This window comes from Salinirubrum litoreum, assembly GCF_020567425.1.
Lineage (GTDB): Archaea > Halobacteriota > Halobacteria > Halobacteriales > Haloferacaceae > Salinirubrum > Salinirubrum litoreum.
In genome coordinates, this window is record NZ_JAJCVJ010000002.1 from 1,236,728 (window position 1) to 1,249,338 (window position 12,611).

Here is a 12,611-nt window from a genome sequence, read left to right on the forward strand (position 1 = left end):
CGCTGGTCGACACCGACTGCGTCGCGAGTCCACGGGTCGCCAGTCGCCGCTGGCCGACCTGCGTCACGAAGAAAGTGGGGACCTTATCGCCAGTCCGGGAGGTCCGGCGCGTCGCGTTCACCGACCGAGAGCCACGCGCCGTCGCGTGTGATGTCCGCGATTACGAACCGCGAGCCACCGGGGGAGGGATCGACCGAGGCCATGACCTCGGCGGGCTGGGCATCGACGGCGGTTGTCGTGTCCGCGACCATGCATGACAATACGTCTCACCCACTACATAAACACTCCGAAACGACAGAACGGTTGGTCGCCGTGGCCGGAGGTCGGCGGTGTCCGTCGGATTCCGCCGAAACTCGCTGCGCCAACCCGGAGACAGGTCCGTGCCTGCCGGAGTCGGTCGTACTCGTCGGCGGACGGATCGGTGTCTCTCGGAGACCGGCCGACGGCCCGTGTTCGGCGGTAGCCGAGTCGACCCCCGAGTGTGAAATCCGGATTTGAGCCTACGCCGGATACTTACCTGATTATCCATCATCTTTTAGGTATGCCGTACCGTACCACGCCAAGATCGCCAGAATACACCGAGAATGCGCCTGGTAAGTGCAAGACGGTAAGTTTATTCGCGTCCATCAAAAAGGGTGAGCCGGATGACAGACAGTAACAGCCTCTCACGCCGTCGCTTCCTGCAGGCGACTGGCGGGGCCGCGTCGGCGGCTGCGATTGCAGGATGTACCGGTAATCCCGACGACAGCGGGACCGACAACGAGACCGACACCGGGACGGACACGACCGAGGGCGGCGAGGAGACCGAGGTCGGGCCGAACTACCTCCAACTCATCAACTCGACGATGACGACGCTGGACCCGATCAAGTCCACCGACACCGCGTCGGGTCGGGTCGTCCAGCAGCTCTTCGACGGGTTGACCAACTACCCGAACGGCGAGGTCCAGGCGACGAACCTGCTCGCCTCCGGATACGAGCTCTCCGACGATTTCACGACGTACACGTTCAGCCTGAAGGAAGGCGTCGAGTACCACGACGGGACCGAAGTCACCGCCCAGGACTTCATCTACTCGTGTGAGCGACTCGCGGCCTCCAGCAACTCCCGGCGTGCGTACTTCATCCTCGACTCGATGGGCGTCATCCACGAGACCGAGACCGTCACGCAGGACGGCGAGGAAGTCGAGCAGTACGCCTCCGGCACGCTCGACATCAACGCCCCGGACGACTACACCATCGAGATCAACCTGGAGAAGCCGTTCGCCAGCACGATCCCGATGCTCGCGTACTCCTCTTTCGCCGTGATCCCCGAGGGGATCGTCGGCGACATCGAGGGCTACGACGGCGAGATGGAGCACTCGGAGTTCGCCACGTCGAACCCGATCGGCTGTGGGCCGTTCTCGCTCAACCGGTGGGAGACGAAGACCGAGGCCATCGTCGACCGGTACGACAACTACCACGGCACCGTCGCCGACCTCGACGGCGTCCGCTGGCAGATCATCGAGGACGCCGACGCGCAGTTCAACTACGCGTCGAACAAGAACGCGGACGCGTTCGCCATCCCGACGGCGAAGTACGACCCCAACAAGCTGACCGTCGAGGGCACCGACGACCTCGGCCGTGACTACGGGACCTACGCGCTCGACAACGGGTCCACGCTGGACTACACCGGCGTCGCCACGATCAACTCGTTCTACATCGCGTTCAACCAGATGAACGTGGACGAGCCGGCGGTCCGACAGGCCGTCGCACTCGCCCTGAACCAGCAGACCGCCGTCGACCAGGTGTTCAAGGGTCGCGGCTCCACGGCGTACCACTTCACGCCGCCGAACATCTACCCCGGTGGCGCGAACGAGTACCGGAGCCACGCCGAGAGCGAGTACCCGTACGGCTACAACGAGTCCAACCTCGAAGAGGCTCGCTCCGTCATGGAGGAGGCCGGCTACGGGCCGAACAACCGCTACGAGGTCACGTTTACGACCTACCAGTCGCCCTCGTGGCAGCAGATCGGCCAGATCCTGCGCGACCAGCTGACCAGCGCCCACATCGACATGACGCTGGAAGAAGCGCCGTTCTCGACGCTCCTCCAGCGCGGTCGCAACGGGAACCTCGAGATGTACTCTCTCGGGTGGGTCATGGACTGGCCGGCCCCGGACAACTTCCTGCAGAACCTCGTCCCCGAACTGACGATCACCTCGCAGGAGGGCGGCGCACAGGGTGCCTACGTCGACTGGCAGGGCACCGACGCCGCAGAGCGCGCCAACGAGGCGTGGGACACGATCACCTCGAACCCCGAACCGACCGACGAGGCGGAGTCCATCCGGAACGAGGCGTACGTCACGATGGAGGAGGCCAACTGGGACGACGTGGTCCTCCTGCCCGTGTACCACCGCATCGACCAACTGTTCAACTACGACTGGGTCGACATGCCGCGCTTCGGCGGCGGTGGGTTCAGCCGGATGATGCTGAACAACGTCTCGGTCGGCGACCGTAGCTAAGCGAGACCACCACGCGCGATTTTTCACGCATCCCGGCACCAGTGGAAACGCCCGATACCGCCCGACGCACGCGGTGCTACCGGAACGTAAGACATAACCAGCGCACTGTGAAAGACACCCAGTAACGGCACAAGAACTATGGTGCACAAACGGACTCACAGCGGGGACCAACGATGAGTCGGTGGCAGTACTTCCTCCGACGACTCGTGCTGTCGATCCCGGTCCTCATCTTCGGGACGACGATCACCTTCGTCATCCTGCGGATGGGGCCGCTCGACCCGGTCTCGGCGATTCTCGGCCCGACCGGTTCCCCCCAAGCGTACAACGAGATCGAACGCAACCTCGGGTTGAACCAGCCGCTCTGGGCGCAGTACGTCGACTTCATGGTCGACCTGTTCACGTTCAACCTCGGCCAGTCGTGGGTGCTCAACCCCGACACCTCGGCGTACGAGCTGATCCTGATCTTCGCCCCCCGGACGATCTGGCTCGGCTTCTGGTCGGTGTTGATCGCCCTGTTCGTCGGCATCCCGCTCGGCTTCTACGCCGGGCTGAACCCCAACTCGCTGTCCGACTACGTCGCCTCCTTCGGCGGGATCGTCTGGCGTGCCATGCCGAACTTCTGGCTCGCCGTGATCCTCGTCGGGGCGCTCGGCCTCGGCGGCCCCCTCGGCGCGGCGTGGATCGAACTCGGCACCCGGACCACCGTGATCGGGCCGCCGAACCTCGGGTTCCTCTCCGAACCGTTGACGCTCGTCACCGATCCCGGATCGTCCTGGGAGAACCTGCTGGTGGCGATCAAGAAGATCGCCCCGGCGGCCATCGTCCTCGGGTCGGCGTCGATGGGCAACGAGATGCGCATCGGTCGCACCGCCGTCTTGGAGACGATCAACTCCAACTACGTCGAGACCGCCCGCGCGAAGGGCGTCCCCCGGCGGAGCATCGTCTGGAAGCACGTCTTCCGGAACGCGCTGATCCCGCTGGTGCCGATCATCACCGGCGAGGCGTTCCTGCTGATCGGTGGCTCCGTCATCGTCGAGACGGTGTTCGGGATCAACGGCCTGGGCTACCTGTTCTTCCAGTCCATCGTCAACAGTGACCTGCCGCTGACCGGGTCGCTGATGTTCGTCTTCATCGTCCTGCTCGTCTCCATCAACATCCTGCAAGACTTCCTGTACACCGTGATCGACCCGCGCGTGGGGTACGACTAATGAGCGACGCATCACCACTCTCCGAGGACGCACCGCTCGCCGAACGCGTCCGGGCGAACCCGCGTCCGGGACTGCTGTGGGCACTCGGCCTGTTCGCCTTCGTCGCCGTGGAGTTCGGCGCGCTGGCGACCGCGATCACGGGTCCCGTGCCGTGGAACGTGCTGTACGAACTCCCCGCCGGCCTGGTCGGTGGCGCGACCGTGACGAGCGTCGCCTCGGTCGTCGTCCTCGTCTCGACCATCGTCTGTGGCGCGGTCGGCTTCTACGTCCAGTCGAAGACGAACACGCTCCGGGCGGGCGCTGCCGGCACCCTCGCACTGCTCGTGGGCGTCGGCGTCGCCGCGTCCATCGGCGGCGTGCTCCTGTACGCGTTCGTCGCACTCGGCCTGCTCGCCGGCCTCGGTCTGCTCGCCGGCGGCTACACCCGCGACTCGCCGCGTGCGATGGTGTTCGGCGTGGTCGTCCTCGTCGTCGGCCTGATCGGCCTGGAGAGCGTCGTCTCGTTCCCGACGCTCTTGACCCGCGAACTGTTCCCGAACCAGGGTCACCGCCTGCCCGGCGGTGGCTGGGAGGGGCCGTTCCTCGGCCTCTCGCCCGCGCTGGCGTGGGCGTTCCGGGTCGTGCTGGTGTACGCCTACGCGTTCGGTCTCCTCTGGTGGTGCTGGCGGGGCTACCGCACCTTCCGACAGCACTACCGGTACGCCGACTGGACGCCGCGTGACGACATGATCGACCGCCTCTCGGGCCACTACTGGGGCCTGTTCGGCTTCCTCGTCGTCTTCATGTTCGTCACGATGGCGGTGTTCGCACCGCCGCTCGGCCCGACGACGGTCGAGCAGAACATCAACAACCCGTACTCCTACCAGATCGAGTACCTCACCGACTCCGGTGCGGTCGAGTCGATCACCGCCGGGGACGCGAACATCGGGTCCTCGTCGGCCGGCAACCCCGACCGGAACGTCGGCGTGATGCAGTACGACGACTTCGGTCGGTTCCACCCGTTCGGGACGCTGGTCTCCGGGAAGGACATGTTCACCTTCATGGCGGCCGGCGCACGCGTCTCGCTGTTCATCGGCCTGCTGTCTATCGGCGTGGCGGGACTGATCGCCACCGGCCTGGCGCTGGTGACGGCGTACTACAAGGGACTGGCAGACCTGATCGTCGTGATCACCTCCGACTCGATCCAGTCGCTCCCGCGACTCCTGCTCATCATCCTGATGTCGGTGGTGTTCGCGGGGACCGGCATCGCGAAGGTGTACAGCGGCGGCTTACTACTCGCGTTGATCTTCGCGGCCACCTCGTGGCCGTTCCTCTGGCGGGCCGTGCGCGGCCCGGCGTTCCAGATCGCCGAACAGGAGTGGATCGACGCGGCCCGTTCGTTCGGCCAAGCGCCGCACAAGACGATGCAGAAACACATGGCTCCGTACATCCTCGGCTACCTGCTCGTCTACGGCTCCCTGAGCCTCGGCGGGATCATCATCGCCACGGCGGCGCTGTCGTTCCTCGGCCTGGGCATCCAGCCGCCGACCCCCGAGTGGGGCCGAGCGGTGAACCTCGGGCGGTCCTACATCGCCACCGTCTCGTGGCACATCTCGACGATCCCCGGTATCCTCGTCGTGATCGTCGTCACCGGCTTCAACGCCTTCGGTGACGGCATCCGCGACGCGATCGACCCGCAGAGCGAAGGCGGGAGCGACGCCGCCGACGAAGGTGTCGCGGCCGCAGGGGGTGGTGGCTGATGGCGACCACCGAACCGGTCGAGCGACGCGAGTCCGGAGAGACCCTGCTCAGTGTCGAGGGCGTCCGCACCGCCTTCTTCACCGACAAGGAGGTCATCCGCGCGGTCGACGGCGTCAGCTTCGACATCGAACGCGGCGAGACGGTCGGTATCGTCGGCGAGTCCGGCTCCGGCAAGTCCGTCACCGCACGGACGATCATGGGCATCGTCGACTCGCCGGGTCGCGTGCTCGACGGCCGCATCGAGTTCCGCGACACCGAGCGCGTCCAGTGGTTCGCCGACAAGTTCTCGAAGCGGACCGCCGACCTGACGGCCGGCGACGAGATCGGCGAGGACGACTTCGTCGTGATCGAGGCGCGCGAGGCGGGCGAGGTGTCGGCGGGCTACGTCGACACGACCTCGGCACCGGAGAAGGCCCTCCGGAAGCTTCGCGGCGGGGACATGGCGATGGTGTTCCAGGACCCGCTCACCTCGTTGAACCCGGTCTACACCGTCGGCAACCAGATCAAGGAGTCGCTGAAGCTCCACCAGGGGCTGACCGGTCGGGCGGCGACCGAGGAGGCGATCGACCTGCTGGAGGCGGTCGGCATCCCCGACGCCGCCCGGCGCGTCGAGGAGTACCCCCACCAGTTCTCCGGCGGGATGCGCCAGCGGGCCGTGATCGCCATGGCGTTGGCCTGCGACCCCGAACTCCTGATCTGTGACGAGCCGACCACGGCACTGGACGTGACGATCCAGGCACAGATCCTCGAACTGCTCGACGATCTGCAGGAAGAGCGGGACCTCTCGATCATGTTCATCACCCACGACATGGGCGTGATCGCGGAGGTCGCCGACCGCGTCAACGTGATGTACGCGGGCGAGATCGTCGAGAGCGCGCCGGTCGAGGCGCTGTTCGCCGACCCGAAACACCCCTACACGCGGGGGCTGCTGGAGTCGATCCCCGGCCGCGAGGCCGCCGGCGACCGACTCCGGACCATCGAGGGCGACGTGCCGACGCCGAACGAGGAACCGACCTACTGTCGGTTCGCGCCCCGGTGTCCGGAGGCGTTCGCCGAGTGTGAGCGCGTCCACCCGGCCGACGTGCAGGTCGCCGACACCGACGCGGAACACACCTCGGCGTGTCTCCTCTACCCGGAAGACCGGACGCGCGAGGAGGCAGTACAGCTCCACCAACAGCGCGAGCGGGAGGGTGACAGATGAGCAAACAGATCGTGGAGACGACCGCAGACACCGAGACGGGCGAACCGATGATCCGGGTGCAGAACCTGAAGACGTACTACGAGGCCGACAGCCTCTTCGGGGGCAACCCGGTCAAGGCGGTCGACGGCGTCAGCTTCGAGATCCAGAAGGGCGAGACGCTGGGACTCGTCGGCGAGTCCGGCTGTGGGAAGACGACGCTCGGCCGGACGCTCGTCCAACTGGAGGAGGCGACCGACGGGCAGGTGTTGTTCGGCGACACCGACATCACCACCCTGTCGGGCAAGCGCCTGAAGCGCTGGCGGCGCAACACCCAGATGGTGTTCCAGGACCCCGAGTCGTCGCTCAACGACCGGATGACGGTCGGCGAGATCGTCCGGGAACCGCTCGACGTACACGACTGGCCGAACCTCACCGTCGCACTCGACAGCGAGACCGACTACGACGTGGACGGCGACCTCGTCGAACGCCGAGCAGAACCCGGCGAGCGTGGCGACCTGACGCTGACGGTCGGCGGCGGCGACGTCGTCGAGGCGACGGTGCGGGCGGACCTACCCTTCACGGGCGCGGACGTGACCTGCCGCGTGAACGGCGGGGAGATCACCGTCTCGGTCGGGAAGTCGCCCGGCCGCCTCCGGCGGGAGCGCGTGAAGGAACTGCTCGCCACCGTCGGCCTCCAGAAGGAACACTACTTCCGGTACCCGCACCAGTTCTCCGGCGGCCAGCGCCAGCGCATCGGCATCGCCCGTGCGCTCGCCTTGGAACCGGAGTTCGTCGTCCTCGACGAACCGGTGTCGGCACTGGACGTCTCCGTGCAGGCGAAGATCCTGAACCTGCTGGAAGACCTGCAAGACGAGTTCGGGCTGACGTACCTGTTCATCGCCCACGACCTCTCGGTCGTCCGGCACATCTGCGACCGGACGGCGGTGATGTACCTCGGCAACATCATGGAGATCGGCCCGACCGAGGAACTGTTCACCGACCCGGCGAACCCCTACACGCACGCCCTGCTGTCGGCGATTCCGGAACCGGACCCGACCGCGAACCGGGACCGGATCACCCTGCGCGGGACGCCGCCGAGTCCGCGCGACCCGCCACAGGGCTGTCCGTTCTCGACGCGCTGTCCGGTGAAGATCCGCCCCGAGCAGTACCGCGACCTGGACGACGACGTGTGGGAACGAATCGAGGTGTTCCGCGAGGTGCTCCGGGAGCGAGCGCGTGCCGACAAGTCGCTGTCGGACCGGGCGAAGGAACTGCTCGGGATGCACACCCGCTTCTCGGACATCGAGGAGATCCGCGAGGAGGTGTTCGGCGACGTGGAGATTCCGGGGACGGTCGCCACGCACATCGACGAGGCGTCGAGCTACGTCGAGAACAACGACGAGGAGCAGGCCCGCCAGTACCTCTTCGAGGAGTTCGGTAGTGTCTGTGACAAGGAGGGACCGGACCTGCACACCGTCAGCGACTCCGACCGGACGAGCCTCTGTCACCGCCACGAGACCGAACACGACGAACCGGCCGACGAGTACGAACGCGTGGTCGGCGCGACGGGCACGAGCGGCGACGACTGACCGTGAACTCCCGACTGCGCGGCCTCCAGACGCTCGATCTCCTGGCCTACGCGGTCGTGGTCACGTCCGTCGTCTTCTGTCTCGGCCTCGTCGCGGGGCTGGCGGTCGGGAACGGCCTGATCGGCGCGAAGTGGCTCCTCTTCGCGGTCGGTTTCCTGCTGGTCGCCTACGGGACGCTCCGTCTGCGGCCGACGCCGAAGTGGAAAGACGAGTCGCGGCTGGACTTCGGCGACGAGCCACGGGGACTCCAGACGTTCGTCGCGGACGCCCTGCCGGCCGACTACCGACTGCCGACCGACGAGCGACTGCCGGTCGGACTGAAGATTCTCGTGGCCGGCGTGACCGTCCTGCTCACGTCGTTCCTGATGGAGACGGTGTTCGGCATCGGGATCGGCCTGTAGTCGGTCGGCGGAGACAGGCTCTCGGCATCGGCGCGGGTCGTTCGTCTCTTCTCTCGACGACCTCTCCGTCAGTCGTCGGCCAGATGCGCCAGCACCGCGTCGGTGTCGTTCGGCACCGGTTCGGGGTCGTCGCCGGCCTCGAAGGCGGCGTCGGGATCCTTCAGCAGGTGACCGGTCGTGAGACAGACGACCTGCTCGTCGGCCGCGATTCGCCCCTGCTCGCGGAGTTTTCGGAGGCCGGCCACCGAGGCGGCCGACGCCGGTTCGACGCCGACACCTTCACCCGCCAGCGCGCGCTGTGCGTCGGTGATGCGCTCGTCCGAGACGGCGACCGCCGTGCCGCCGGTGTTCCGGATGCCGGGGAGGGCCTTCGGCGCGTTGACCGGGTTGCCGATCCGGATGGCGGTCGCGCGGGTCTCGACCGACTCCCAGCGCCGCACCTCGTCGTTGCCCGCCTCGACCGCCTCGACCATCGGCGCGGCCCCCTCGGCCTGCACGCCGGTCAGTTTCGGCACGTCCGACTCCGCGAGCGCGCCCGACTGGACGAGTTCGCGGAAACACTTGTACAGCGCCGAGGTGTTGCCGGCGTTGCCGACCGGCAGGACGATCCGATCCGGATAGTCGCCCTCCTCGTCGCGGAACTGCTCCATGATCTCCAGTCCGATCGTCTTCTGGCCCTCCAGTCGGAACGGATTGAGGGAGTTCAGCAGGTACGCCTCGCCGCGGGCCGCGAGGTCCTGCACGATGTCGAGACAGCTGTCGAAGTTGCCGTCGACTTCGAGGATGCGGGCGTCGTGGAGACTCGCCTGTGCGATCTTGCCGGCGGCGACCTTCCCGGCCGGCAGGAGCACGAGCGTCTCCATCCCGCCGCGCGCGCCGTAGGCCGCCAGCGCCGCCGAGGTGTTGCCGGTCGAGGCACACGCGAGTCGGTCGACGCCGAGTTCCTTCGCCACGCGGACGCCGACCGTCATGCCTCGGTCCTTGAACGACCCGGTCGGGTTCATCCCCTCGTGTTTGATCCGGAGTCGGTCCACGCCGATATCCTCCTCCAATCGGGGGACGTCGTGCAGGGGCGTGTCACCCTCCGGGAGCGTGACACCCTCCGCGAAGGGCAGGGCGGCGCTGTAGCGCCAGACGCCCCGGCCCTCGAAGTCGTCCCACGTCGGCGGGTCGGCGTACCGGACCTCCAGCAGGCCGTCACAGTCGTCGCAGGTGTACCGGATGTCGTCGAAGGGGGCGAACTGCTCGCTACAGGCGATACACTCCAGCCACACGCCGTCGTCGGCCACCGAGGGTGCCGACTGCCTCGGGGCCGCGAGTTCCAGACTCATTACCGGCGGTCGGTCCCCTGTGGGCAAAAAGAGGCGGGTTCGTGCGGCACCTGCCAAAAAGGATTGGATGATATGTTAGTTATAATCTGAACTGTTTGTTCACTCCACCAGACATAACCAACTCTCCTGTGTACCCTCCACGGTCAAAGCTCACCACTTCCCTATACTCAGTGGAGGCGTTTCCTTCTACGGTAATTGAGAAGCCATGCGTCGTACGAGCAGGCGACTGTAGATTGATCGCACCGTACACAGTGGATCGGACGTCTGAACTGTTGTCTAACTGCAAATCAACGACCATGTCTCCGCCTTCGACGAACATATCATTCACAGCAGACGATACTTCTTTACCTGATTTTAACACTTTATTCGAATTTTTATTTAGTTGATTGTTACCATGGCGGAGGACAATAGACTCTTTTGGGAGTTCTGTGGGGATACGAAATAACAAACCATCGCTGACATACGTAGCAATTCGCTGCTCCTTCTCAATGTATATCGGGTGGTTTAGTCGTGTCTTTCGACCCCGCAAGCTAATCAATGCAGGTTTTGTTATCGGTTGTCCTCGGAACTTTCCAGATTGCACTTCGAAGTTTTCTGGAGAAAGATCGTGTTTCGAATCTATACCAAAGAAAATGTATCTTGACGAATTCTCGTCCCAGATTTTTGTCGTGTCAGGCGACACGAACTCAGGGACCGAATCCAGTATCACACTTTCAGTTACATTGATGTTTTCCACGTCAGAAGGGTCTTTCATACTCCAGATCGACTGGATTCCGCTGATCGTTGCTAGGCCTCCAGTAGCACTTAGACACTCTCTCCGTTTTATCCCTCTCCCGGAACCACTGGCCTCACTACCATTCTCTGAATTAGGCATGTGTATTTGAATATTTGGTCTGGCCAATTATATAATTTTATATTTCTATATGAGGGAATGATATAAGTGGATTCCCGGATAATACGGTTGTATGGCGTATGATTACGTGACTTCAGACGGTACAAACACTGGTCGTAGTGACATCCCGAACATCTCTGTATTCGGGGCTTCAGACACCGCATTCTCGGATCTTGACTCAGCGTATTCAGCAACAAATTCAGAATACGATAGACTCACCAGAGGGGGGACCATTCCTGGATACGAAGTAACCTGTTACACTTCAGACTTTGACTATGACGAGTACAACACTGACTCGGTAGTCAGCGCGGTTCAAGATTGGATGGAAGCGAACGGGATTAACGAGGATGGCGCGCATGTAATGCTGAACGAGACAACCGACGGAGGGCCGGGTGCCGCGCATTCACCATTAGGTGCTTGGAAGAATTGTATATACATTCAAGTGTGGAACGACATAAACAGTAAAGAGTCTATGATTAACACACTCTTACACGAACTTGCGCATGTGTTCGTGGACGCTAGTCTGAATAGCGTAGAAGATAGGATTTCAGCAGATACCGAACACGACCTCGGCACCTATCGGTACGATAGATTCGATGCGGTCTATTACGAAACTCCTTTCGCAAATACCGCCTCCGGGGAAAGAGGTCAATGCAGTGAATCGACACCAAGTAATTATGGATTCGGAGATCGGTATTCGTATTGTGCATCCGAATCAATCGGCGACACATACTCAGACAGATATTAAATTATAGTATGAAACGTAGAAATATAATTAAGTATATCGGTGCTACATCACTGATAATCACATGCGGTTGTAGCTCTGTGAACGATTCCAGGAGTCAGTCTCCAGATAAGACCTCAGAAACTGGAGGGACTAAAACGAAATCTGCACAACCAGCTGTAGAGCCAGAAACTGTTCTTCCGGAGCCTGGAGATGGATGGCAACTCGCTACGACCGACGCCGTCGGCGCACAACCACTAGGGGGTGTCCCCGGCGGCGGTGCCTCTGGAGAGTACACGAGCCCCGCAGACGAGCAGTTCACCGTCGTCGTGATCCGGATGCGCTCGTCGTTCGACCCTAGCGACCTCGCGGAATCGTGGGCGTGTATCGACTGGGACGTGGCGGTCGCGTACGAACAGTGGGCGTTCGCGGCCGGGACCGGGACGACACAGCAGACGTTCACGCCCGAAGCGCCGCCACACCTCGACAGAAGTCCGGTTCCGGGGACCGAGACGGCCTCGAGAGAACTGTTGTCGCGGTCGCCGATCCTGTCGGTAGACAAAGTGCGCGACCACGCTGTCGTCTGTGACAGGTAGCGACAGCCCGAGTTACGCCTCGTCGCCGAACTCGTCGATGCGCTCGTGGACGTTCTCGGCCCACTCGTCTAACGCCTCGTGGAGCAGGTCCTTCGCCTCCGGCAGCGGCGTGGCGGTGTACTGGTAGACGTAGCCGCCGGGGTCGAGCAGGCGGCGCTGCCGTTCGGCGAGGCCCTTCTCCAGGAGGGTCGACAGCGAGCGGTTGACGTTGCTCCGGTCGCGGTCCAGCGTCTCGGCGAGCTCGGCGACGGTGCTCCCGGGGTTGTCGAGCAGGACGAGGTAGGTGCGGCTCTCGTGGTCCTGCACGCCGAAGACACACGAGAGGACGTGTTCGAAGCTCGGGTCGTCGGTCCGGACCAAGGTCTCCATGTCGGGGTCGTCGCTCATGATCGGGTCTCCGTCTCGTCGCTCCTGGTGGCTGTCGCGTCTGTCATCTGTGTGGGTCCGTTGGGGCG

At 63.9% G+C, this 12,611-nt stretch carries 12 protein-coding genes; 8 read left to right on the forward strand and 4 right to left on the reverse strand.

Annotated features, from left to right (window positions below; all coding sequences use genetic code 11):
- Positions 1–83: 83 nt before the first annotated feature.
- On the reverse strand, positions 84–251 hold the full coding sequence (locus tag LI337_RS14755; RefSeq protein WP_227230650.1) for a DUF7556 family protein: 168 nt from the start codon (positions 249–251) through the stop codon (positions 84–86).
- A 393-nt stretch (positions 252–644) separates the two neighbouring features.
- On the opposite strand from LI337_RS14755, the gene LI337_RS14760 reads away from it, so the two are divergent.
- The 6 genes from LI337_RS14760 to LI337_RS14785 all read left to right on the forward strand — a co-directional run bounded on the left by LI337_RS14760 (position 645) and on the right by LI337_RS14785 (position 8,613).
- Positions 645–2,495, forward strand: a complete 1,851-nt coding sequence (locus LI337_RS14760) for an ABC transporter substrate-binding protein (RefSeq protein ID WP_227230651.1) — start codon at positions 645–647, stop codon at positions 2,493–2,495.
- Between the two features lie 173 nt (positions 2,496–2,668).
- On the forward strand, positions 2,669–3,703 hold the full coding sequence (locus tag LI337_RS14765; RefSeq protein ID WP_227230652.1) for an ABC transporter permease: 1,035 nt from the start codon (positions 2,669–2,671) through the stop codon (positions 3,701–3,703).
- On the forward strand, positions 3,703–5,442 hold the full coding sequence (locus tag LI337_RS14770) for an ABC transporter permease (protein ID WP_227230653.1): 1,740 nt from the start codon (positions 3,703–3,705) through the stop codon (positions 5,440–5,442). The genes LI337_RS14765 and LI337_RS14770 overlap by 1 nt, the downstream gene beginning before the upstream one ends.
- Positions 5,442–6,644 carry an ABC transporter ATP-binding protein gene (locus LI337_RS14775; RefSeq protein ID WP_227230654.1) on the forward strand — a complete coding sequence of 401 codons (1,203 nt, stop codon included), beginning with the start codon at positions 5,442–5,444 and terminating at the stop codon, positions 6,642–6,644. The genes LI337_RS14770 and LI337_RS14775 overlap by 1 nt, the downstream gene beginning before the upstream one ends.
- Positions 6,641–8,212 (forward strand): ABC transporter ATP-binding protein, encoded by a 1,572-nt coding sequence (locus tag LI337_RS14780; RefSeq protein WP_227230655.1) that lies wholly within the window; start codon positions 6,641–6,643, stop codon positions 8,210–8,212. Before LI337_RS14775 ends, LI337_RS14780 begins: the two co-directional genes overlap by 4 nt.
- Positions 8,213–8,214: 2 nt before the next feature.
- Positions 8,215–8,613: a DUF7555 family protein gene (locus tag LI337_RS14785; RefSeq protein WP_227230656.1), complete on the forward strand. Its 399-nt coding sequence runs from the start codon at positions 8,215–8,217 to the stop codon at positions 8,611–8,613.
- A gap of 68 nt (positions 8,614–8,681) precedes the next feature.
- On the opposite strand, the gene thrC is transcribed toward LI337_RS14785, so the two are convergent.
- Both thrC and LI337_RS14795 read right to left on the reverse strand, forming a co-directional pair.
- Positions 8,682–9,944 carry a threonine synthase gene (thrC, locus tag LI337_RS14790; protein WP_227230657.1) on the reverse strand — a complete coding sequence of 421 codons (1,263 nt, stop codon included), beginning with the start codon at positions 9,942–9,944 and terminating at the stop codon, positions 8,682–8,684.
- 79 nt (positions 9,945–10,023) lie between these two features.
- Entirely contained in the window at positions 10,024–10,818 is a 795-nt protein-coding gene (locus LI337_RS14795) for a hypothetical protein (RefSeq protein ID WP_227230658.1), read from the reverse strand.
- Between the two features lie 91 nt (positions 10,819–10,909).
- Between LI337_RS14795 and LI337_RS14800 the strand changes: the two genes are divergently transcribed.
- Positions 10,910–11,584, forward strand: coding sequence for a hypothetical protein (locus tag LI337_RS14800; RefSeq protein WP_227230659.1), 675 nt, complete (start codon positions 10,910–10,912; stop codon positions 11,582–11,584).
- Between the two features lie 314 nt (positions 11,585–11,898).
- Entirely contained in the window at positions 11,899–12,156 is a 258-nt protein-coding gene (locus tag LI337_RS14805) for a hypothetical protein (protein WP_227230660.1), read from the forward strand.
- Between the two features lie 12 nt (positions 12,157–12,168).
- On the opposite strand, the gene LI337_RS14810 is transcribed toward LI337_RS14805, so the two are convergent.
- Positions 12,169–12,543, reverse strand: coding sequence for a helix-turn-helix domain-containing protein (locus tag LI337_RS14810; RefSeq protein WP_227230661.1), 375 nt, complete (start codon positions 12,541–12,543; stop codon positions 12,169–12,171).
- Between the last annotated feature and the right edge of the window lie 68 nt (positions 12,544–12,611).

What these genes read in the sequence shown, in the direction of transcription:
- LI337_RS14765 (WP_227230652.1), top strand. Translation starts at nt 2,669, where the DNA reads ATGAGTCGGTGGCAGTACTTCCTCCGACGACTCGTGCTGTCGATCCCG.
- LI337_RS14760 (WP_227230651.1), top strand. Translation starts at nt 645, where the DNA reads ATGACAGACAGTAACAGCCTCTCACGCCGTCGCTTCCTGCAGGCGACT.
- thrC (WP_227230657.1), bottom strand. Translation starts at nt 9,944, where the DNA reads ATGAGTCTGGAACTCGCGGCCCCGAGGCAGTCGGCACCCTCGGTGGCC.
- LI337_RS14805 (WP_227230660.1), top strand. Translation starts at nt 11,899, where the DNA reads ATGCGCTCGTCGTTCGACCCTAGCGACCTCGCGGAATCGTGGGCGTGT.
- LI337_RS14810 (WP_227230661.1), bottom strand. Translation starts at nt 12,543, where the DNA reads ATGAGCGACGACCCCGACATGGAGACCTTGGTCCGGACCGACGACCCG.
- LI337_RS14775 (WP_227230654.1), top strand. Translation starts at nt 5,442, where the DNA reads ATGGCGACCACCGAACCGGTCGAGCGACGCGAGTCCGGAGAGACCCTG.
- LI337_RS14780 (WP_227230655.1), top strand. Translation starts at nt 6,641, where the DNA reads ATGAGCAAACAGATCGTGGAGACGACCGCAGACACCGAGACGGGCGAA.
- LI337_RS14795 (WP_227230658.1), bottom strand. Translation starts at nt 10,818, where the DNA reads ATGCCTAATTCAGAGAATGGTAGTGAGGCCAGTGGTTCCGGGAGAGGG.
- LI337_RS14755 (WP_227230650.1), bottom strand. Translation starts at nt 251, where the DNA reads ATGGTCGCGGACACGACAACCGCCGTCGATGCCCAGCCCGCCGAGGTC.
- LI337_RS14770 (WP_227230653.1), top strand. Translation starts at nt 3,703, where the DNA reads ATGAGCGACGCATCACCACTCTCCGAGGACGCACCGCTCGCCGAACGC.
- LI337_RS14800 (WP_227230659.1), top strand. Translation starts at nt 10,910, where the DNA reads ATGGCGTATGATTACGTGACTTCAGACGGTACAAACACTGGTCGTAGT.